This is a genomic window from Pseudomonas sp. E1BtOHC1 (assembly GCF_058744285.1).
Genome location: NZ_CP196023.1, coordinates 5,642,111 through 5,665,027, shown reverse-complemented (window position 1 = coordinate 5,665,027; position 22,917 = coordinate 5,642,111). Strand labels below are relative to the sequence as shown.

The 22,917-nt window shown below is 65.3% G+C and carries 7 protein-coding genes; 4 read left to right on the top strand and 3 right to left on the bottom strand.

Annotated features, from left to right (window positions below):
- Positions 1-40: 40 nt before the first annotated feature.
- Positions 41-1,201, bottom strand: a complete 1,161-nt coding sequence (locus tag ACSSVC_RS25465) for a YiiX/YebB-like N1pC/P60 family cysteine hydrolase (RefSeq protein ID WP_492611633.1) — start codon at positions 1,199-1,201, stop codon at positions 41-43.
- A gap of 7 nt (positions 1,202-1,208) precedes the next feature.
- The gene (locus ACSSVC_RS25460) at positions 1,209-1,835 is read right to left on the bottom strand and encodes a TetR/AcrR family transcriptional regulator (RefSeq protein ID WP_492611632.1); all 627 of its coding nucleotides are present in this window, start codon (positions 1,833-1,835) and stop codon (positions 1,209-1,211) included.
- Between the two features lie 135 nt (positions 1,836-1,970).
- Between ACSSVC_RS25460 and ACSSVC_RS25455 the strand changes: the two genes are divergently transcribed.
- Both ACSSVC_RS25455 and ACSSVC_RS25450 read left to right on the top strand, forming a co-directional pair.
- Positions 1,971-3,143, top strand: coding sequence for an MFS transporter (locus ACSSVC_RS25455; RefSeq protein WP_346636163.1), 1,173 nt, complete (start codon positions 1,971-1,973; stop codon positions 3,141-3,143).
- Between the two features lie 72 nt (positions 3,144-3,215).
- Positions 3,216-3,959 carry a thioesterase II family protein gene (locus ACSSVC_RS25450; protein WP_346636162.1) on the top strand — a complete coding sequence of 248 codons (744 nt, stop codon included), beginning with the start codon at positions 3,216-3,218 and terminating at the stop codon, positions 3,957-3,959.
- 36 nt (positions 3,960-3,995) lie between these two features.
- Here ACSSVC_RS25450 and ACSSVC_RS25445 read toward each other — a convergent pair whose 3' ends face one another.
- Positions 3,996-4,964, bottom strand: coding sequence for a siderophore-interacting protein (locus ACSSVC_RS25445; RefSeq protein ID WP_492611631.1), 969 nt, complete (start codon positions 4,962-4,964; stop codon positions 3,996-3,998).
- 212 nt (positions 4,965-5,176) lie between these two features.
- On the opposite strand from ACSSVC_RS25445, the gene ACSSVC_RS25440 reads away from it, so the two are divergent.
- Together ACSSVC_RS25440 and ACSSVC_RS25435 are read left to right on the top strand one after the other, a co-directional pair.
- Positions 5,177-16,324 carry an amino acid adenylation domain-containing protein gene (locus ACSSVC_RS25440; protein ID WP_492611630.1) on the top strand — a complete coding sequence of 3,716 codons (11,148 nt, stop codon included), beginning with the start codon at positions 5,177-5,179 and terminating at the stop codon, positions 16,322-16,324.
- Positions 16,324-22,911, top strand: a complete 6,588-nt coding sequence (locus tag ACSSVC_RS25435; RefSeq protein ID WP_492611629.1) for an amino acid adenylation domain-containing protein — start codon at positions 16,324-16,326, stop codon at positions 22,909-22,911. Before ACSSVC_RS25440 ends, ACSSVC_RS25435 begins: the two co-directional genes overlap by 1 nt.
- Positions 22,912-22,917 lie beyond the last annotated feature (6 nt).

Below are 22,917 nucleotides of genomic sequence, written 5' to 3'. Positions count from 1 at the left end.
GTTTGGGCGTTCAGCGGATGCGCTCGATCCACCGGCCATGTCAGTGGCTGGGCGCCTCGCTGCTGGCCAGATGCTGACGAATCAGCTCGGCGCCGGAACTGGCCGACTGCAACAGGGCCCGCTCCGTTTCCAGTGCCAGGGCAAAGAAGTCCTCGACCTTGCGGACGATGGCAAATGAGCGATGGCCGGCCAGCTTCAGGTCCAGTTGCCGGGACTCCTCAATCTGCTGCTGACGGACCCGAATGCTGGCGCGGTGTGCGTGGACGGCGTGTTGCAGAAAGTCCAGCTGGGCCAGCAGTTGTTCTCGGGTGGTACGCGGATCGTCGATAAACAGCCGCATCAACTGCGGCTGTTGGAACGAGCCCTGATGCTCGCTGCAAAAGCGCAGGTGAAAGTGTTCCAGGCGGTCGCCAACGGCTTCGCCGAAGGCCTGGGCCAGTTCGTCGAGTTGCTGGGGGGCGAACAGCATGTCACCCATTTTCAGGGCCACGCAGATATCCGTCAGTGAGCGCAGTTTCAGCGGCTTGATAAAGGGGCAGGCCTGTTGGGTGAGCGTGGCGATGTTCATGTTCAGTTGGTGAAAGAAGTCGCTCAGGTCCTGTTCCTGGTGCTGTTCGATAAAACTCACTGACAGCAGGTCGGCGACTTGGCTGTGGATGATCACCGAGTCGGTGACATCGACCAGCAGATCGCTGCGTTCGAGGTCTCCCGGGGTCATCAAGTGCGCGGGTTGCCCGCTCAGGGGGACCCCGCACTGGGCAAAAGCGGAGGCGATCAACTGCGAGCAGAAGAGCCGGTCTTCATCGGCGGTTGGGACGCGAGCAGTGGCGATCTGGGTCAGCAGCGCGCCTTTGAGCGAGTACCGTTTGTGAACATGGGACTTGGCGACGCTGGCCAGTTGAGCCTTGTCCAGGATGATCTGTTCCTTGAGTCTGAGCACCTTGATGCTGGCCCGGGTGAGAGCGGCGCGTCCCAGCATCGAACTCAGCTTGACCCCGGTCTTGATGGCTTCGATCAGCACGCCACCGTCGTGAACGAACAGCGCCGCGTGGCTGAATCCGGAGCCGGTGGCGGAACGGATCAGGCTGCTTTGCAGTGCATCGTTGCGGCTGAGCAGAATGTCGCCCACCTGCAGTTTCGAGACATCGAGGAGAAAACAGCAGGAGGCTGGTTGGGCAGGGCGTCGGGTCAAGCTGTCCATGGTTCTATCACTCTGAGGCAGGCGTGGTGTCAGCGCTCGGCGAGCGATTGTCGCGGCGCAAGCCCCGCAGGATCAGTTGCAGGCCCACCCGACTCTCTTCGAGTTTCTGTGCCGGTTGCGGCGCATTGGCAATCCACAAGGCGGCCTCCACCAGGCTGCCGTTGATCAACCGTGCCAGGGCCTGGGGCGACGCCGGTTCGATCACCTGCTCCTGGATCAGCCGGCTCAGCAGGGCGCCAAGGGTGTCGATGCACTGATCCTCGCCGGCCTGGGTGACGTTCCCCAGCACCGCCCGTGCGTCCTGCAGGACGATACGTTGGATTTCCGGCTCCAGCGCCATCTCCAGATAGGCCTGGCAACGCTGGCAGAAAGCCTCCCAGGGATCGGCAACCTCGCTGGAGATGGCCTCCAGGCGTTGATCCATTTCCCCGTCGATCTGCTCCACTACCGCCGCCAACAGGCCCTGCTTGTCACCGAAGTGGTGATACAGCGCGCCGCGGGTCAGCCCGGCTTCGGCGGTCAGCTCGTCCATGGACGTCTTGGCGTAGCCCAGGCGGGCAAAGGCCTGGCGCGCGCTGGCAATCAGCCTGGCGCGGGTGGCTTCGATCATCTCGGCGCGAGGGCGGCTGCTCATGAACACAGTTCTCCAACAAAGGGTGGGTTGACATACGCGGCGTATGTTTACATGATTTTTAACATACGCGGCGTATGTGTTTCTACTGCGCGAGCACTTTGTGGCAAGTTGCACCCCCCCAAGGAGTCGTTGTAAATGGCAAACCCCTATCGCGAACTGTTCAATGCCCCCGGCAGCCGGGCGTTCGTCCTGGCCGGGATGATCGCGCGCATGCCGATCTCCATGACCGGTATCGGCCTGATCACCATGCTCGCGCAGCTCCATGGCGGTTATGCCCTGGCCGGTTCGGTGGCAGCCACCTTCGCCTTGGCCACGGCCTTTTGCGCGCCCCAGGTGTCACGCTGGGTGGATCGCTTCGGCCAGGGCAGGGTGCTGCCCCTGGCCGCGGGCCTAGGAGGCGGTGCCTTGCTGGCGCTGCTGCTGTGCACGCGTTTGCAGGCCCCGCACTGGACCCTGTTCATCTGCGCCGCCCTGGCCGGCTGCATGCCCAGCATGTCGGCCATGGTCCGCGCCCGCTGGACCGAGCTGTACCGTGGCCAGCCGCAGTTGCAGACCGCCTACGCCCTGGAATCGGTGCTCGATGAAGTCTGCTTCATCATCGGTCCCCCGGTGTCGGTGGGCCTGTGCGTGGGGCTGTTCCCCGAGGCCGGGCCCCTGGCCGCGCTGTTGATGCTGGCCCTGGGGGTCAGTGTGTTCGTCATGCAGAAAAGCACCGAGCCGCCGGTGCATCCCCACGAAGAGGGGCATGCAGGCTCGATCATTCGCTCCGCTGAAATCCGCCTGTTGATCCTGTTGATGGTGGCCATGGGCACCATAGTCGGCGTGGTGGATGTGGTCAGCGTGGCCTTCGCCCAGCAACAGGGGCAGCCGGCGGCGGCGAGCGTCGTGCTCTCGGTGTACGCCATCGGCTCGTGCCTGGCGGGCATCGCCTTCGGCGCGCTGAAACTGGCCACGCCCTTGCCCCGGCTGTTCATGTACGGCGGTATCGCCACGGCCCTGGCCACCTTGCCGTTGCTCTGGGCGAGCAACATCTTTGGCCTGTCCCTGGCGGTGTTCGTCGCCGGGCTGTTTTTCTCCCCGACCCTGATTGTCGCCATGGCCCTGGTGGAACGCATCGTGCCCCCGGCCAAACTCACCGAGGGCCTGACCTGGCTGGTCACCGGTCTGAGCATTGGCGTGGCCCTGGGGGCTGCGGGTTCCGGGGGGCTGGTGGACCATTTCGGCGCCCGCAGCGGCTTCTGGCTGGCCCTGGCCGGCGGCGCGGTGGTCCTGGGGGCGGCGTTGCAGAGTTATCGCCGCCTGCGCTGAAGCGACCGTCGGACTAATTTGTCCGCCCCGTGCCGCGTTGTTCTTAACAGATCATCTGTTGAGGGATAAACCGTGACCCAGTTGAACCTGCTGTGCCTGCCGTATTCCGGAGCCAGCGCCATGGTCTACAGCCGCTGGCGGCGCAAGCTGCCCCAGTGGCTGCACCTTGCGCCCGTGGAACTGCCCGGGCGCGGCGCCCGTTACAACGAGCCCCTGCACACCGACATGCGTGTGCTGGCGATGCAGCTTGCCCGGGAAGTCCAGAGCACGTTGCGCGCACCCTATGCCCTGTTCGGTCATAGCCTGGGGGCGTTGCTAGCCTGCGAATTGGCCCACGCCCTGCGTGCCCTGGGATGTCCGGAACCGGTGGCACTGTTCGCTTCCGGGACGGCCGCACCGACCTTGCGCAGCGAGTACGACCGGGGTTTTGCCGAGGCCAAGACTGACCAGCAACTGATCGAGCAGTTGCGCACCCTCAATGGCACCAGCGAAGAGGTGCTGGCCAACCAGGAACTGATGAGCCTGACCTTGCCGATCCTGCGGGCCGATTTCCTGCTGTGCGGCCGTTTTCGCCCGTTGCAGCGCCCGTTGCTCAATTGCCCGGTGCATGTCCTGGGGGGCAAGACCGATCGCGCCACCACCGAGCAACTGATCGGCTGGAGCAAGGAAACCTGTGGCAGCTTCTCCGTGGACATGCTGGCGGGCGGGCACTTCTTCATCCACGAGCAGGAAGCCAAGGTCCTGAGCCTGATCAAGGGGCACCTTGAGGTGCATCGTCGGCGTCATCTGCAGCCTGAAGTCGCCGCGGCCCTGTAGCCGCCGGGCTGACTGCGCCGGCGGTTGCAGGTGCAGTCAGCCCAGGGACGTCCCCAGGCGCCAGTAACCCATCAGGGTCAGGTTGCGGCGTTCCTGGCCGCGCTCGTTGATCAGGTGGCGGCGGATGCTCATCACCGTCGCCGACTCGCCGGCCACCCAGGCATAGAAACTGTTGTCCGCCGGCGCCGCAGTGTCCCACAGCCGTTGTGCTTCATTGCGCTCGCTGACCTTGATCGGCCGTCGGCCACTATTGGCCGGCGGCAGCTCGGCCAGCTCCCGGGCGGCATGGATCAGGGTTTCACCGTGTTGGGCATTGAGCACGTCCCGCGGCAGCCAGTTGACCCGGGTCTGCGGGTTGCAGCGCAGGTCGATGCAGTCGCTTTCGTAGGGCACCTCGATGAATACCTGCACATCCGGGTAGTCCGGATAATCCTGCAACTCCTCCAGAATCCCGGCGATGGCGGGCAGGGCGGTTTCATCGCCCATCAACAGCACCTTGCGAATCCCCGCCGGCGGCAGCCACTCATAACCGCCGGGGTCACCGCTGTAGGCCTTGTTCGGCACCACCATCTGCAGGCGGTCGCCGGGCTGGGCGTGGGTGGCCCAGGTGGAGGCCGGCCCATTGACCCCGTGCAGCACGAAGTCCACATCCAGCTCCGCCGGCTGCATGCGCAGGGCGCGAATGGTGTAGGTGCGCATCGGTGGTTGCTGCTCGGCCGGCAACTGGCGCCGGGCGGCCTGCCAGTCACCTTGCACCGGCAACTGCGCAACGCTGCCATCGGCCCCGGGAAACAGCAGCTTGATGCGCTGGTCCGGGGCCAGGGTGCGGGCCTGGGCAACGTCCTCGCCGCCGAACACCAGGCGCACCAGGGAGGGGCTGAGGTCGATGCGTTGCTTGAGTTCGACGTTGATCACCCGGTAGCCCTTCGGCCTGGACCGATCGACGCCGGTCAGTTTGCGCAAGCCTTGGGTGAGGAGGCCGGTCAGCGATTGAGCGGAGGACATGGGCAGGTACCTGCTGCAAGGGGAGGATAAGGAAGGAACGAAGGATGGCCGAGGTGATTTACTGCCGGCGCCGTCTGTCGGGTCGCCTTGAGGGGCCCGGAGGTTGCTGGGTCGAGCCGTGTGTCGGGTTAATTTTCCCCGGCCTTCATCCGTTCCGTAGGGATGACCGAGCCAATGCTCGATACCCAACAAGTAAGTACGGATGACTCCCGATGAATGCAGAAGACTCCTTGAAGCTCGCCCGCAGATTCATTGAACTGCCGCTGGAAAAGCGCCGGCTGTTCTTGAAGGCTCTGGACAAGGAAGGCGTCGACTTCTCTCTGCTGCCGATTCCTGCGGGGGTTGCGGTGCCTGATCGCCAGGCCCTGTCCTACGCGCAGCAGCGCATGTGGTTTCTCTGGCAACTGGACCCGCAGAGCGCGGCCTACAACCTGCCCAACGCGGTCCGCCTGAGCGGGTCTCTGGACCGGACAGTGCTGGCGCAGGCCTTCGATTGGCTGCTGGAGCGGCATGAGAGTCTGCGCACGGTCTTTGCCCTGGAGGACGATGAGCCTCGGCAGGTGATTCAGGAGGCGCGGGTCGACATCGATTATCGGGATCTCTGCGACCTCGGCCCGGCGCAGCGCGAAGCCCGGGTGCAGCAGTTGGCCGACGCCGAAGCGCGCCGGCCCTTCGATCTGCAACAGGGGCCTTTGCTACGGGTTTGCGTACTGGGCCTGGGCGAGCAGGAGCACGTGATGCTGTTGACCCTGCACCATATCGTCGCGGACGGCTGGTCGATGGGGGTCTTGATCGAGGAGTTCCTGCACGCCTACGACAGCCTGCTTCAGGGTGAGGCGCCAAGTGTTCCGGCGTTGCCGATCCAGTACCGCGACTACGCCCTGTGGCAGCGCAGCTGGCTGGAGGCGGGGGAGCAGGAGCGTCAATTGGACTACTGGCGGGCCAAGCTGGGTGACGAGCATCCGCCGCTGAAACTCCCCACCGACCATCCGCGGCCGACCCATTCCAGCCGCCAGGGGCGCCGCCTGGATTTCGCACTGGAGCAGCCTCTGGCCCAGCAACTGGGCGCCCTGGCGCGCCAGCAGGGGGTGACCCTGTTTGCCGTGCTGTTGGCTGGCTTCAAGCTGCTGCTGTCGCGCTACAGCGGCCAGCAGGACATCCGGGTCGGTGTGCCCATCGCCAACCGCACGCGCCAGGAAGCCGAGGGGTTGATCGGTTTCTTCGTCAACACTCAGGTATTGCGCACCGAGCTGAGCCCGCAATTAACGGTGCAGCAACTGCTGGCCGATATCCGTGAGACCACCCTGGGCGCCCAGGCCCATCAGGACCTGCCCTTCGAGCGCCTGGTGGAAGCTCTGCACCTGGAACGCAGCCTGAGCCACAGCCCGCTGTTCCAGGTGCTGTACAACCACCAGCCCCAGGTCACCGAACTGACCACCCTGCGCAGCCGCTCCGGGCTGGAAGTGCAGGCCTTGCCGCGCAACGAGCGCACGGTGCAGTTCGACTTGACCCTGGACACCTTCGAGCGCGGCGGTCAGTTGCAGGCCGCCTTCACTTATGACTGCCAACTGTTCGAGCCGCAGACCATCGAGCGCATGGCCGGCCACTGGCAGAACCTGCTGTGGGCGATGGTGCGCGAGCCGCAGTCGGCGCTTGCCGAACTGCCGCTGCTCAGTGCCCAGCAGCACCGGGGCATCCTGGCCCAGGGGGTTGGCGCAGAAGAGGTGTTCAGCGCCGAATCGGTGCTCGAACTCTTTGCCCGCCAGGTCGCCGCGCAGCCCGAAGCACCGGCCCTGGTATTCGCCGGGCAGTGCCTGAGCTACCGCGAGCTGGACCTGCGTGCCAGCCGTCTGGCCGCAGCGCTGGTGGCGCGTGGCGTGGGGCCGGAAGTGCCGGTGGGTATCGCTGTGGAGCGTTCCCTGGAGATGGTGCTGGGCCTGTTGGCGGTGCTCAAGGCCGGCGGTGCCTATGTGCCCCTGGACCCGCAATACCCCGAACAGCGCTTGAGCTACATGCTTGAAGACAGCGGCGTACGCCTGTTGCTGAGCGAGACGGCGGTGCAGCCGCGGCTGCCGGTGGCGGCCCGGGTCGAGGTGCTGTTGCTGGATCAGGCACAGGCCTGGGCGCCGGACAGTGACCCGCTGGCAGCCTTGCCCGGGATGGCTGCCGGGAACCTGGCCTATTCGATCTACACCTCCGGCTCCACCGGTGCCGCCAAAGGCGTGAGCATCACCCACGGAGCCCTGGCCAACTATGTGCAGGCGATCATCCAGCGCCTGCCGCTGGGGGCTGCGCGCACTATGGCCGTGGTCTCGACCATCGCCGCGGATCTTGGCCACACCACGCTGTTCGGCGCCCTGTGCTCCGGCAGTTGCCTGCACGTGATCGACCTGGATACCGGGTTGGACGCCGACGCCTTCGGCGCCTACCTGCACACCCACCAGATTGATGTATTGAAGATCGTCCCGTCGCATTTGCAGGCGCTGATGAGCGGCGAAGAGCCGGCCCGTTCCCTGCCGCGCCAGTGCCTGGTGCTGGGCGGCGAGGCCTGTCCGGCGGCGCTGGTCCGCAGGATCGCGACCCTGGCGCCAGAGTGCGCGGTGTTCAACCACTACGGCCCCACGGAAACCACGGTCGGCGCCCTGACCATGGCTGCCGCTGCGCTGGCGGACGAGCTGGCGGTGGTGCCCCTGGGCCAGCCTCTGGCCAACGTCCGCGCGCGGGTCCTGGATGCATCGCTGCAGCCGGTGGCGCCCGGCACCCCGGGCGAGCTGTACCTGGGTGGCGCCGGCCTGGCGCGGGGTTACCACCAGCGCGCGGCCTTGACCGCCGAGCGTTTCGTGCCGGACCCCTTCAGCGGCGATGGGCAGCGTCTGTACCGCACCGGTGACCTGGCGCGCTATCTGGAGGGTGGGGTTATCGACTACCTGGGGCGCATCGACCATCAGGTGAAGATCCGCGGCTACCGTATCGAACTGGGGGAAATCACCGCGGCCCTCAAGCAGTTGTCCCAGGTCGAAGACGCCGTGGCGCAGGTGGTCAGTGTGGCGGGCGAGTCGCAAGTGGTGGCCTATGTGGTACTGGCCAAGGCTCAAGAGCCGGAGGCGGCGTGGCAGGAGATTCGCCGGCAACTGGCGGTGGCCTTGCCCGACTACATGTTGCCGATGCATTTCCTGGCGTTGGACGGCATGCCTTTGACCCCCAACGGCAAGCTCGACCTGCGGGCCTTGCCGCCGTTGCAGCAGCAGGCGCCGGTGGAGGCCTTTGTGGCCCCGGTCAGCGAGCTGCAGCAGGGCATCGCGGCGATCTGGCAGGCGGTGCTCAAGGTCGAGCGGGTGGGCCTGGGTGACAACTTCTTCGCCCTGGGCGGTCATTCATTGCTGGCGACCCAGATCATGTCCCGGGTGCGACGCCTGCTGGCGGCGGACGTGCCGCTGCGGGTGCTATTCGAAACCTCGCGCTTGGACGAGTTCGTCGAACAGGTACAGGCCTGCGCGGGCGCCGCGGCACTGCCGCAGATCGAGGCGCTGGAGCGTGATGGGCCCTTGCCGGCTTCCCATGCCCAGCAGCGGCAGTGGCTGTTCTGGCAGATGCACCCGCAGAGCACCGCCTACCACACGCCGATCGTGGTCCGGTTGCAGGGGGGGCTGGACCAGGCTGCCTTGCAGCAGACCTTCGACGCCCTGACGCAGCGCCATGAAGCGTTCCGCACCACTTTCACCCAGCATCAGGACCGTCTGTGCCAGGTGGTGCATGCGCAAGGTGAGATCAGTGTGGCCTGGGAGCGGCTGGCGCCGGGCCTGCCCCGCGCGGCCGTCCAGGCCCGCGCTCTTGAGGAGACCCAGCAACTGTTCGACTTGGAGCACGGCCCCCTGTGCCGGGCCCGGGTGCTGCAGATCGCCGAGCAGGATTGCCTGCTGGTGGTGACCTTGCACCACATCATTTCCGATGGCGCTTCCATGAGTGTGCTGGCCCGGGAATTCGTCGCGCTGTACCGCGGCTTGATCCAGGGGCAGGCACCGCAGTTCGAGCCGTTGAGCGTGCAGTACGCCGACTACGCCAACTGGCATCGCAACTGGCTGGAGCAGGGCGAGCAACAGCGCCAGCTGGATTACTGGCGCCAGCAACTGGGGCTGGAGCATCCGGTGCTGGAGCTGCCTCTGGATCATCCACGCCAGGCCCTGGTCACCCACCGCCAGGAGCGCCTGGGCCTGCGCCTGCCGACGGACCTGGAACAGGGGTTGCGCCGGGTGGCGCGGGAACATGACATGACCCTGTTCCAGCTTTTCCTGGGATCGTTCGCGTTGTTGTTGCACCGTTACTCCGACCAGCCGGATATCCGCATCGGGGTGCCGGTGAGCAATCGTCGCCACCAGGAAATGGAAGGGGTGATGGGCTTCTTCGTCAACACCCTGGTGATGCGCATTGAGCTGGCGCCGAACCTGCCGGTGGGGCAGTTGCTGCGGCAGGTCAAGGCTACGGCCCTGGCCGCCCAGGCGCATCAGGACCTGCCGTTCGATCGTCTGGTGGATGCTCTCAAGCCTCAGCGTGCGTTGGACCAGAACCCGTTGTTCCAGGTGATGTACAACCACCTGAGCATTGCTGGGGAGAGCACCGACGGCGCCAGTCTGCCGGGCCTGCTGGCCGAGGAAATGGTCCTGCAGGGCGGGACCGCGCAATTTGACCTGACCCTGGAAACCCTGGAGACCGACGCCGGGATCAACGCTTCGTTCATCTATGCCGGCGAGTTGTTCGAGGTGGCCACCGTCGAACAGTTGGCCGACCACTGGCGCAACCTGCTGCAAGGCCTGCTTGAACCGCAGCGGGCCCTGGGCGAGCTGCCGATGCTGGGTCAGGACGAGCAGCGCCGCATTCGCCAGGATTGGGACCACACCGATGTGGTCTACCCGACCCACCGTTTTGTCCATCAGCTGTTTGCCGATCAGGCGGCCAAGGCCCCGGATGCGCCGGCGGTGTTCTTCGCCGAGCAGCGCCTGAGCTACCGCGAGCTGGATATTCAGGCCAACCAACTGGCGCACAAGCTGATCGAACTGGGAGTGGGCCCGGAGGTGCGGGTGGCCATCGCCATGCCGCGCTGCGCGGAAATCATGGTGGCCTTCCTTGCCGTGCTCAAGGCCGGTGGGGTTTATGTGCCGCTGGATATCGAGTACCCCCAGGACCGTCTTCGCTACATGATGCAGGACAGCGGCGCGTGGCTGCTGCTGACCCAGAGCCATCTGTTGGATCGCTTGCCGATTCCTGATGGCCTGCCGACCTTGTCGGTGGAGCGGGCCGCGGATTTTGCCGGCTATCCCGCCAGTGCCCCGCAGGTGGAGCTGGCCGAGGAAAACCTCGCCTATGTGATCTACACCTCCGGCTCCACCGGGCTGCCCAAAGGCGTGGCGGTGTCCCATGGCCCGCTGGCCATGCACAGCCTGGCCACCGGCGAGCGTTATGAAATGAGCCCGGCGGATTGTGAGCTGCATTTCATGTCCTTCGCCTTCGACGGCTCCCATGAAGGCTGGATGCACCCGCTGATCTACGGCGCCAGCGTGCTGATCCGCGACGATAGTTTGTGGTCGCCGGAATTCACCTACGAACAGATGCATCGCTACGGCGTCACCGTGGGCGTGTTCCCGCCGGTGTACCTGCAACAACTGGCGGTACACGCCGAGCGCGACGGCAATCCGCCGGCGGTGCGGGTCTACTGCTTCGGCGGCGATGCAGTGCCCCAGGCCAGTTACGATTTGGCGTGGCGGGTGCTGCGTCCGAAGTACATTTTCAACGGTTACGGCCCGACCGAAACTGTGGTTACGCCGTTGATCTGGAAGGCCAAGGCGGGCGATCCGTGCGATGCGGCCTATGCGCCTATCGGCAATATCGTCGGCAATCGCAGCGCCTATGTGGCCGATGCCAACCTCAACCTGTTACCGGTTGGCGTGGCCGGCGAGTTGTACCTGGGTGGCCTGGGCGTAGCCCGGGGCTATCTGGATCGTCCGGGCCTTACGGCGGAACGCTTTATCCCTGACCCCTACAGCACCACCGGTGCCCGGCTGTACCGCAGCGGTGACCTGACCCGCTATCGCACCGACGGTCTGGTGGAATACGTCGGGCGTGTCGACCATCAGGTGAAGGTGCGGGGTTTCCGTATCGAACTGGGCGAGATCGAAGCGCGCCTGTTGGAACAGGACCCGGTGCTGGAAGTGGCGGTGATCGCCCAGCCAGGGCCGAGTGGCCAGCAGCTGGTGGGCTACATCGTGCCGGTGGACGCCGAGGTGGCGTTGAGCAACGAGCGTCAGGCGCAGTTGCGCGAGAGCATCAAGGCGCGTCTGCGGGAGAGCCTGCCGGACTACATGGTGCCGACCTACCTACTGTTCCTCGAAGCACTGCCGCTGACGCCGAACGGCAAGCTGGACCGCAAGTCGCTGCCGAAAGTCGATGCGCAGTTGATGCAGCAGACCTACGTGGCGCCGCAGAACCCGCTGGAACAACAGATCGCGGCGATCTGGGCCGATGTGCTGAAACTTGAGCAGGTGGGCGTCACCGACAACTTCTTCGAGCTGGGGGGCGACTCGATCATCTCGATCCAGGTGGTCAGCCGTGCGCGGCAGGCCGGTATCCGCTTCACCCCCAAGGACCTGTTCCAGCACCAGACGGTGCAAGGGCTGGCCACGGTGGCGGAGCAGGGCGAGGGCGGGTTGCAGATCGACCAGGGTCCGGTGCGTGGCGAAATGGCGCTGCTGCCGATCCAGCAGTGGTTCTTCGACACCCCGGTACCGGAGCGTCATCACTGGAACCAGTCGGTGCTGCTCAAGCCGCTGAAGCCTCTGAGTGCCCAGGCACTGCAGCAGGGCTTGCAAGCCTTGCTCGAACACCACGACGGCCTGCGCCTGAAGTTTGTCGAAGAAGGCGCAGCCTGGGTCGCGACTTATGCTCCGCTGGGGCAGGTGACTGCGGCACCGTTGGCGGCGACGCAGGCCGATGCGCTGCTGTGGCTGGCGGACGACGCCAATGAAGAATCGCTGCAAGCCCTGTGTGATACCGCACAGCGCAGCCTCGATCTGCAACAGGGGCCTTTACTGCGTGCCGTGCTCTTCACGTTGCAGGACGGCACCCAGCGCCTACTGCTGGCCATCCATCACCTGGTGGTGGACGGGGTGTCCTGGCGGGTGCTGCTGGAGGACCTGCATCAGGCCCTGGTACAGCAGGCCGCCGGGCAAGCCATCAAACTGCCGGCCAAAACCAGCTCCTCTCAGGCCTGGGTCGGGCAATTGCAAGCCTATGCCAACAGCGCGGCGCTGCAGCAGGAGCTGGGTTACTGGCAGGCGCAACTGCAGGGCGTCGAGTCGGGCCTGCCTTGTGACCGGACAACGGATCAGGTCGTGATCAAGGACGCCCTGAGCGTCAGCACCGAACTGGACCCGAGCTATACCCAGCGTCTGTTGCAGGACGCGCCGGCAGCCTATCGCACCCAGATCAACGATCTGCTGCTCACTGCCCTGGCCCGGGTCATTACCCGCTGGACCGGCGACAGCAGCGCCCTGGTGCAACTGGAGGGCCACGGCCGCGAAGAGCTTTTCGACAGCATTGACCTGAGCCGCACTGTGGGCTGGTTCACCAGCATGTTCCCGGTGAAGCTGACACCGCAGCCGGCGCTGGCCGACTCGATCAAGCTCATCAAGGAACAGCTGCGGGCGGTGCCGAACAAGGGCATCGGCTTTGGTGCCCTGCGCCACCTGGGGGATGCTCAAGCACAGGCAGCCCTCGCGGCACTGGCGGTGCCGCGCATCACCTTCAACTACCTGGGCCAGTTCGATGGCAGCTTCGATGAGCCGGATGCCTGGTTTGCCCCCAGCGCCGAAGCCAAGGGTGCCGATCAAGGCGCCCAGGCTCCGCTGGGCAACTGGCTGAGCATCAATGGCCAGGTCTATGGCGGCCAATTGAAGCTGGGCTGGACCTTCAGCCAGGCGATGTTCGATACCACCACCATCCAGCGCTTGGCAGACGAGTATGCCCAGGAGCTCCAGGCCCTGATCGAGCATTGCAGCCAGCCCGAGCACCGTGGGGTGACCCCGTCGGACTTCCCGCTGGCGGGCCTGAACCAACAGCAACTGGACCAGTTGCCACTGGCCCTGGCTGAGGTCGAAGACCTTTATCCGCTGTCGCCGATGCAGCAAGGCATGCTGTTCCACACCCTCTACGAGCAGGGCGCGGGCGACTACATCAACCAACTGCGGGTGGATGTGGACGGGCTTGAGCCCGAGCGCTTCCGCCAGGCCTGGCAGGCGGCCATCGACGGCCATGACATCCTGCGCAGCGGCTTCCTCTGGCAGGGCGAGCTGCCGGCGCCGATCCAGGTGGTGCACAAGCGTATCCGCCTGGACTTTGTCGAGCATGACTGGCGGGCGAACGAGGCCGTGCCAGCCGCCCTGGATGGTTTGGCCGAGGAGGAGCGCCTGCGTGGTTTCGACCTGCTGGCCGCGCCACTGCTACGCCTGACTCTGGTGCGCACTGGCGAGCAGCGTTACCACCTGATCTACACCAACCACCACATCCTGATGGACGGCTGGAGCAACTCACGGCTGCTAGGGGAAGTGCTGCAGCGCTATGCGGGGCAGTTCGCGAGCCAGGCACCCGGGCGCTATCGCGACTACATCGCCTGGCTGCAACGCCAGGACGCCCAGCTCAGTGAGACCTTCTGGAAACAGCAACTGGCGGCCCTGGATGAGCCGACCCGTCTGGCCCAGGCCATCAGCCGCGGTGGCCAGGCTCCGGCCGGCAAGGGCTACGCCGCCCATCAGCAGCACCTGGATCTGCAACAGACGCAACGCTTGAGCGAGTTCGCCCGCCAGCAGAAGGTCACGGTCAATACCCTGGTGCAAGCCGCTTGGCTGTTGCTGCTGCAACGCTACACCGGGCAGGACAGCGTGGTGTTCGGTGCCACCGTGTCCGGGCGTCCGGCGGAGCTCAGGGGCGTGGAGCAGCAGATCGGCCTGTTCATCAACACTCTGCCGGTCGTGGCTGCGCCGCGTCCGGACATGCCTGTCAGTGACTGGTTGCAACTGGTGCAGGAACGCAATCTGGCCCTGCGTGACTTTGAACACACGCCGCTGTACGACGTGCAGCGCTGGGCCGGCCTGGGGGGCGAGGCGCTGTTCGACAACATCCTGGTGTTCGAGAACTACCCGGTGTCCGAGGCCCTGGCCCAAGGCGCCCCGGCACAGTTGCGCTTTGGCATGGCGGCCAACCATGAGCAGACCAACTACCCGCTGACCCTGTCGGTCTACTTGGGGCAGACTCTGGCGTTCGACTACAGCTATGCCCTGGAGCATTTCGCCCAGGCGAACATCCAGCAACTGGCGGGCTACCTGGAGCAGGTGCTCATGGCGCTGGTGGAGCAGCCGCAGTCGAGCATCGGCGAGTTGGCGCTGACTGGCGCTACCGAGCGCCGCTTGATCGAGGAACAACGCAGTCGTACTCCGGCGCGTGACCTGTCGCCGCTCTGTGTCCAGCAGTTGATCGAGACCCAGGCCGCGCGCACTCCGGATGCCGTGGCGCTGCTGTGCGCCGGTGAGCCACTGAGCTATGGCCAATTCAACCAGAGGGCCAACCAGTTGGCCCATAAGTTGATCGAGCAGGGCGTGGGCCCGGATGTGCGGGTGGGCATCGCCGTGGAGCGCGGGCTGGACATGATTGTCGGATTGCTGGCAGTGCTCAAGGCCGGCGGCGCCTACGTGCCGCTGGACCCCGAGTACCCCCAGGACCGGCTGCACTACATGATGCAGGACAGCGGCATCCAGCTGCTGCTGACCCAGACTCCACTGCTGGAGCGCCTGCGCGACGGCGTGGAGGTACCCCACCTGTGCCTGGATCAGCAGGGCCTGGACGGCTATGCCCGGAGCAACCCGCAACCGCGGGCGCAGGGTGCCAATCTGGCGTATGTGATGTACACCTCCGGCTCCACCGGACGGCCCAAGGGTGTAGATATCAGCCACAGCGCCTTGAGCCAGCACGCCCAGGTTTCCCGGGACTACTTCAACATGAGCGCGGCAGACCGTGGCCTGCAGTTCTCCACCTTCAACTTCGACGCCTTTGTCGAACAGCTGTACCCGGCGCTGATCTGTGGCGCCTCGGTGGTGATTCGCGGCAAGGAGCTGTGGGATAGCGAAACCTTCTACCGCGAGCTGATCGAGCAGGGCATCAGCATCGTCGACTTGAGCACCGCTTACTGGTTCATGCTGGGCAAGGATTTCGCCACCCGCGAACCCCGCGACTTCGGTCGCCTGCGCCAGCTCAACCTGGGGGGCGAAGCCATGCCGGCAGAAGGCGTGGCGGCGTGGAAGAAGGCCGGCCTGAAACACGCCTGCCTGCTCAACACCTACGGGCCGACCGAGGCCACGGTGAGCGTTACCGCCCATGACTGCAGTCGCTACCTGCAGGATGGGCAGGCGTTGCCGAGCCAGATGCCGCTGGGCAAGGGTTTGCCGGGCCGCTCCATCTACCTGCTGGACAACAGCGGCAACCTGACCCTCAGCGGCGCCACCGGCGAGCTGATGATCGGTGGCGAGTTGCTGGCCCGGGGTTATCACGACCGCCCAGGCCTGACCGCCGAGCGTTTCATTCCCGATCCGTTCAGCAGCGATGGTGGGCGCCTGTACCGCTCCGGTGACCTGGCCCGCTATGACGCCGAAGGCGTGATCGAGTACGCCGGGCGCATCGACCACCAGGTGAAGATCCGCGGTTTCCGTATCGAAATGGGTGAGATCGAAGCGCGGCTGCTGGAGCTACCGCTGGTGCGCGAGGCAGTGGTACTGGCCCAGGAGGCAGCCGGTGGTCCACAGCTGGTGGCCTACGTGGTGGCGGCCGCGGGCGTGGCGGTGGAGGGCCCGGAACAGCAGACGCAGTTGCGCGAGCAATTGAAAGCGGCCCTCAAGCAGGTGTTGCCGGACTACATGCTGCCGGCGCACCTGCTGTTCCTTGAGGCTCTGCCGTTGAGCCCCAACGGCAAGCTGGACCGCAAGGCTCTGCCCAAGGCCGACGCCAGCCTGTTGCAGCAGGCCTACATCGCTCCACAGAGCGAACTGGAACAGCAGGTCGCGGCGATCTGGGCCCAGGTGCTGGAGGTCGAGCAGGTGGGCATGAACGATAACTTCTTTGAACTAGGTGGGCATTCCTTGTTGGTAACCGCGATGGTCTCTCGAGTCCAGCTCAAGCTTGGACGCCAGGTCAGTGTGCAGATGGCGTTTGAATTTCCCTCCCTGGGGCTGTTCGTCAGCCAGTTGCAGAAGACGCCCGGCCAGGTGCAAGACGCCGACCTGAGTGCGCTGGAACTGTTGCTCGACGAAATGGAGGCTGTGTAATGGACAACACCACCGCGCTGAAAATTGTCAAAGGCTTCATCCTGCTGCCCCTGGAAAAACGCAAGGTCTACCTGCAGAAGATGCTCGAACAGGGCATCTCCCCGGCCAACCTGCCGATTCCCGAGGTACGCCTGAGCCAGGAGCACCTGCCGCTGTCCTATGCCCAGCAACGCCAGTGGTTCCTCTGGCAACTGGCGCCCGAGAGCACGGCCTATCACATTCCCAAAGCCCTGCGCCTGCGCGGGAAGCTGAACGTCGAGGCCTTGCAGCGCAGTTTTGACAGCCTGATCGCCCGCCATGAAAGCCTGCGCACGCATTTTGTCGAGGAGGCCGACACGGCGCTGCAGGTGGTCGCCCCCGAGGCGCGCCTGGAACTGGTGCGCCAGGCACTGCCGGCGCAGGCGAGCGAACAGCAGATCCAGGTGGCCGTGCAGGACTTCGTCCAGGCCCAGACCCGGCAGCTGTTCGATCTGCTGGCCGGGCCGTTGCTCAGGGTCGGCCTGTTGCAGGTGGCCGAGGATGACCATGTGCTGGTCCTGACCCAGCACCACATCGTCTCCGATGGCTGGTCGATGCAGGTCATGGTGGATGAACTGATCGCGCTCTACATCGGTTACTGCCAAGGGCAGACGGCGCCGTTGCCGGCGCTGCCGATCCAGTATGCCGACTACGCCCTCTGGCAGCGCCACTGGATGGAGGCCGGTGAAAAGGACCGGCAACTGGCCTACTGGACGGCGCAACTGGGCGGCGAGCAACCTTTGCTTGAACTGCCTCTGGACCGCCCGCGTCCCGCGGTGCAGAGCCATCGGGGCGGGCGCCTGGAGCTGACTCTGGAGCAGCCGTTGAGTGAAGCCCTGGGCAGCCTGGCCCAGCGGGAAGGGGTGACCCTGTTCATGCTGTTGCTGGCCTCTTTCCAGACCCTGCTGCACCGCTACAGCGGTCAGGCCGATATCCGCGTCGGTGTACCCATTGCCAACCGCAACCGGGTCGAGACCGAGCGCCTGATCGGCTTCTTCGTCAACACCCAGGTGCTCAAGGCCGAGATCGACGGGCAGATGTCCTTCAGCCAGCTGTTGCAGCAGGTGCGCCAGACCGCCCTGGCGGCGCAGGCGCACCAGGACCTGCCTTTCGAGCAACTGGTGGAGGCCTTGCAGCCGGAGCGCAGCCTGAGCCACAACCCGCTGTTCCAAGTGATGTTCAACCACCAGGTGGAAGCGGCGGTCGCAGGCAAACCCCTGAACCTGCCTGGCCTGAGCATCGAGGCTCTGGACTCCCAAGGGCAGTCGGCGCAGTTCGATCTGACCCTGGACACCGTGGAAACCCAGGGTCGGATCGCCGCGTCCCTGGTCTATGCCACCGATGTGTTCGACGCCGCCACCATCGAGCGCCTGGCCGCCCATTGGCGTCATTTGCTGCAAGGCGTTGCCCGCCAGCCGCAGCAGCGCATCGGCCTGTTGCCATTGCTGGGGGCCGACGAGCAGGCGCAGATCCTCGACCAGTGGAACCCGCAGCAGCAGGCATTCCCTTCCCGGGCCTGCGTCCATCAGCTCATCGAGGCTCAGGCCGCCAGGGCGCCCCAGGCCATTGCCCTGACCTTCGCCGGGCAGAGCCTGGACTACCGGCAGCTCAACGATCGGGCCAACCGCCTGGCGCACAAGCTCATCGAGCAGGGCGTGGGCCCCAATGTACTGGTGGGGCTGGCGGTGGAGCGCAGCCTGGAGATGGTCATTGGCCTGCTGGCGATCCTCAAGGCCGGCGGTGCCTATGTGCCGCTGGACCCGGCCTATCCCCAGGATCGCCTGCAGCACATGATGCAGGACAGCGCCATCGCGTTGCTGCTGACCCAGGGGCATCTGCTGCAGGGCTTGCCGGCGTTTGCCGGCAGTACCTGGTTGCTGGAGCAACCCCTGGACGGCTACCGGGTCGACAACCCCGAGGTCGGGGTAACACCCGAGGACTTGGCCTACGTTATCTATACCTCCGGCTCCACCGGCAAGCCCAAGGGCACCTTGCAGCCGCACCACAACGTCCTGCGCCTGTTCGCGGCCACCCAGGAGTGGTTTCAGTTCGGCCCCGAGGATGTCTGGAGCCTGTTCCACTCCTATGCGTTCGACTTCTCGGTGTGGGAGATTTTCGGGGCCCTGTTGTACGGCGGGCGGCTGCTGATCGTGCCCCAGGAGGTGGCGCGCTCGGCCCAGGACTTCTACCCGCTGCTCTGCGCCGAAGGCGTGACGGTGCTCAACCAGACGCCGTCGGCGTTCCGCCAGTTGATGCACGTGGCCTGCAGCGCCGAGCCTGTGCATCGGTTGCGCTACATCGTGTTCGGTGGCGAGGCTCTGGAGGTCAATACCCTGCAACCCTGGTTCCAGCGTTTCGGCGATCAGCGCCCGCAGTTGGTGAACATGTACGGCATCACCGAAACCACGGTACACGTGACCTATCGTCCCTTGTCCGTGGCGGATCTGAGCCTGACGGGGGCCAGCCCGATTGGCGAGCTGATTCCCGACATGTCCTGGTATTTGCTGGACGGCAACCTGCAACCGGTGCCCAAGGGCTGCATCGGTGAGCTGTATGTCGGGCGTGCCGGGCTGGCCTGGGGCTACCTGAACCGCGGCGACTTGAGTGCGGCGCGGTTTGTCCCGGACCCGTTCGGCGAGGCTGGTGGGCGTCTCTACCGCACCGGCGATCTGGCGCGTTATCAGGCCGACGGTTCGATCGGCTACATCGGCCGTATCGACCACCAGGTGAAGATCCGCGGTTTCCGTATCGAGCTGGGGGAGATCGAAGCGCGGCTGCTGGAATTGTCTGCGGTGCGTGAGGCGGTGGTGCTGGCCCCGGAAGGCCCCGACGGCCCGCAACTGGTGGCCTACGTGGTGCCCGCCGGCCTGGACTGGAACGGCCAGGACCCGCTTGCCGAGCAACTGCCACTGCGCGACGCCATCAAGGTCGGGCTGCGCGAGCACCTGCCGGGCTACATGGTTCCGGCCCATGTGCTGTTCCTCCAGGCGCTGCCCCTGACCGCCAACGGCAAGCTCAATCGCGCTGCCTTGCCGGCCATCGACGGCAGCCTGTTGCAGCAGGCCCACGTGGCCCCGCGCAGCGAGCGCGAACAGCAAGTGGCCGGGATCTGGGCCCAGGTGCTGAAACTGGAAAAGGTCGGCTTGACCGATAACTTCTTCGAGCTCGGCGGCCATTCGCTGCTGGCTACCCAGGTGATGTCGCGCATCCGCCAGGAGCTGGGCATCGAGGCGCCGCTCAAGCTGCTGTTCGAAGGCGAGTCGCTGGAAGATTTCGTCCGCCTGCTGGGGCCGGAAACCGCCCAGTCACTCCAGTCGATTCCCCTGGTGGACCGGCAGCAGCCGCTGGTGGTGTCCTATGCCCAGGAGCGCCAGTGGTTCCTCTGGCAGCTGGACCCCGACAGCAGCGCCTATCACATCCCCATGGCCCTGCGCCTGCGTGGCGCTCTGGATAGCCAGGCCCTGCAAAGCAGTTTCGATGCCTTGATCGCCCGCCATGAAAGCTTGCGCACGCACTTTGTCGAGAGCGCCGGGGGCCTGACCCAGGTGATCGCGGCCCAGGCCCGTTTGCCCATCAGCCAGCAGGACTTGTCCCTGTTGGTGGAGGCCGGCAATGCCGATGACTTGATCAAGCAGGTCATCGACACTCAGGTACGGCAGGCGTTCGACCTGCGCCAGGGGCCTTTGCTGCGGGCCACCCTGGTGCGCCTGGCGGCGGACGAGCATGTGCTGGTGCTGGTCCAGCATCACATCGTTTCCGATGGCTGGTCGATGCAGTTGATGGTGGAGGAACTGATCCGGCTCTACGGCGCCCATAGCCAGGGGCAGGAGGCCGAGTTGCCGGCGCTGGCGGTGCAGTACGCGGACTACGCTGCCTGGCAACGCCAGTGGATGGAAGCCGGTGAGCGCGAGCGGCAACTGGATTACTGGTTGCAGCAACTGGAAGGCGGCGCTCAGGTTCTGGATTTGCCTCTGGACCATCCGCGGCCGTTGCAGCAAAGCCACAAGGGCGCGCGCCATGGCATCAGCCTGGATGGCGCCTTACCGGGGGGGCTGAAACAGCTGGCCCAGCGCGAAGGGGTCACGCTGTTCATGCTGTTGCTGGCCTCGTTCCAGGTACTGCTGCACCGCTACAGCGGTCAGGCGGACATCCGCGTCGGGGTGCCGACCGCCAACCGCAATCGGGTGGAGACCGAGCGCCTGATCGGCTTCTTCGTCAATACCCAGGTGCTCAAGGCTGAAGTCGACGGGCAACTGAGCTTCAGCGACTTTCTAAGTCAGGTCAAAAGACGCGCGCTGGAGGCCCAGGAACATCAGGACCTGCCCTTCGAACAACTGGTGGAAGCCCTCAAGCCGGAGCGCAGCCTGAGCTACAGCCCGCTGTTCCAGGTGATGTTCAACCACCAGGCTGCCGCCCGCCAGGACGCTGCAACCCTGGAGATTCCAGGGTTGCAGGTGCAGATGCTCAGTGGCGAGGACAGCACGACCCAGTTCGATCTGAGCCTGGACACCTTCGAGTCCGGGGATCGCCTCTGGGCTTCCCTGACCTACGCCACCGACCTGTTCGAGGCATCAACCATCGAGCGTCTGGCCCAGTCCTGGGTGCAGTTGCTGCAGGGCATCGTCCAGCAGCCGCGCCAGCGTCTGGGGGATTTGCCGCTGCTGGGTGCTGCCGAGCAGAACCAGTTGCTGCACGAGTGGGTCCCGGCCACCGGTGAGTTTGCCGGCGAGCACTGCGTGCACCAGTTGGTACAAGCGCAAGTACAGAAAACCCCTAACGCCGAAGCCCTGCTATTTGCCGGTCAGCGCCTGAGCTACCGGCAGCTCAACGAGCGGGCCAACCGTCTGGCGCACAAGCTGATCGAGCTGGGTGTGGGGCCTGAAGTGCGGGTGGGCGTGGCCTTGCAGCGCACCCCGGAAATGGTCGTGGCGCTGTTGGCGGTGCTCAAGGCCGGTGGCGCCTATGTGCCCCTGGACCCGGATTATCCACAGGATCGTCTGGCCCACATGCTGCGCGACAGTCAGGCGCAGATTCTGTTGACCGAAAGCGCGTTGCTGGCACTGCTGCCGTCCGTGGAATCCCTGCAGACCCTGCAACTGGATGCCCAGCCGGGCTGGCTGGATGGGTACTCGACAGACGACCCCGCGCCACGAGCGACCCCGGACAATCTGGCCTATGTGATCTACACCTCCGGTTCCACCGGTCTGCCCAAGGGCGTGGCGATTGCCCATCGCAACGTGCTGGCGCTGATCCACTGGTCGAACCGGGTGTACAGCGCTGAAGACTTGCAAGGGGTGCTGGCCTCGACTTCGATCTGCTTCGACCTGTCGGTGTGGGAGCTGTTTGTCACCCTGTCCAGCGGCGGTTCCATCGTCCTGGCCCGCAATGCCCTGGAACTGCCGGAGCTGGCGGATCGCGACCGGGTGCGCTTGATCAACACCGTGCCGTCGGCAATTGCCGCGCTGCAACGCAGCGGGCAGATTCCGCCTAGCGTGCGAATCATCAACCTGGCGGGCGAACCACTGAAGCAGGCCTTGGTAGATAGCCTCTACCAACAGCCCGGGCTGGTGCATGTCTACGACCTGTACGGCCCTTCGGAAGACACCACCTACTCGACCTACACCCGGCGCGAGGCGGGGGGGCAGGCCAATATCGGCCGGGCCATCAGCAACACCCAGAGCTACATCCTCAGTCCGGACCTGCAACCGGTGCCGGTGGGCAGTGCCGGCGAGCTGTATCTGGCCGGCGCCGGGGTGACCCGAGGCTACCTGGCGCGTCCAGGGCTGACCGCCGAAAAGTTCGTGCCCAACCCGTTCTCCAGCGACGGGGGCCGGGTGTACCGCACTGGCGACCTGACCCGTTACCGCGCCGACGGGGTGATCGAGTACATCGGCCGTATCGACCATCAGGTGAAGATCCGTGGTTTCCGTATCGAGCTGGGGGAAATCGAAGCGCGGCTGGTGCAGCAGGCGGCGGTGCGTGAAGCCTTTGTCCTGGCCCATGACGGCGAGAACGGCCAGCAACTGGTGGCCTATATCGTGCCGAGCGACGCCGCAATGGCGGTGGCAGGGGACGCTCAGGCGGCCCTGCGCGAAAGCATCAAGACGGCGCTGAAAGAGCATGTGCCGGACTACATGGTGCCGGCCTACCTGCTGTTCCTGGAGGCGCTGCCCCTGACCCCGAATGGCAAGCTCGATCGCAAGGCCCTGCCCAAGGTCGACGCCCAGCAGATGCAGCAGGTCTACGTGGCGCCGCAGAGCGAACTGGAGCAACAGATCGCGGCGATCTGGGCCGATGTGCTGAAGCTGGATCGGGTGGGCATGAGCGACAACTTCTTCGAGCTGGGCGGCCACTCCCTGTTGGTGGCTCAGGTGGTGACTCGGGTCAAGCAGCAGTTTGGCGTGGATATGCCCATCAAGTCGCTGTTCGGCGCGGAGAGCCTCGCAGCCTTTGTCGAGAAGGTTCAGGCCCTGCGGCAGACAACTTCTTCACTGCAGGATGAATTGGCTAAATCTTTGGAGGCCCTCAAACGTTTATCTCCCGATGATCTTGAAAAAATAATTTCTTAGGCGAGG

What these genes read in the sequence shown, in the direction of transcription:
- ACSSVC_RS25460 (WP_492611632.1), bottom strand. Translation starts at nt 1,835, where the DNA reads ATGAGCAGCCGCCCTCGCGCCGAGATGATCGAAGCCACCCGCGCCAGG.
- ACSSVC_RS25435 (WP_492611629.1), top strand. Translation starts at nt 16,324, where the DNA reads ATGGACAACACCACCGCGCTGAAAATTGTCAAAGGCTTCATCCTGCTG.
- ACSSVC_RS25455 (WP_346636163.1), top strand. Translation starts at nt 1,971, where the DNA reads ATGGCAAACCCCTATCGCGAACTGTTCAATGCCCCCGGCAGCCGGGCG.
- ACSSVC_RS25445 (WP_492611631.1), bottom strand. Translation starts at nt 4,964, where the DNA reads ATGTCCTCCGCTCAATCGCTGACCGGCCTCCTCACCCAAGGCTTGCGC.
- ACSSVC_RS25440 (WP_492611630.1), top strand. Translation starts at nt 5,177, where the DNA reads ATGAATGCAGAAGACTCCTTGAAGCTCGCCCGCAGATTCATTGAACTG.
- ACSSVC_RS25465 (WP_492611633.1), bottom strand. Translation starts at nt 1,201, where the DNA reads ATGGACAGCTTGACCCGACGCCCTGCCCAACCAGCCTCCTGCTGTTTT.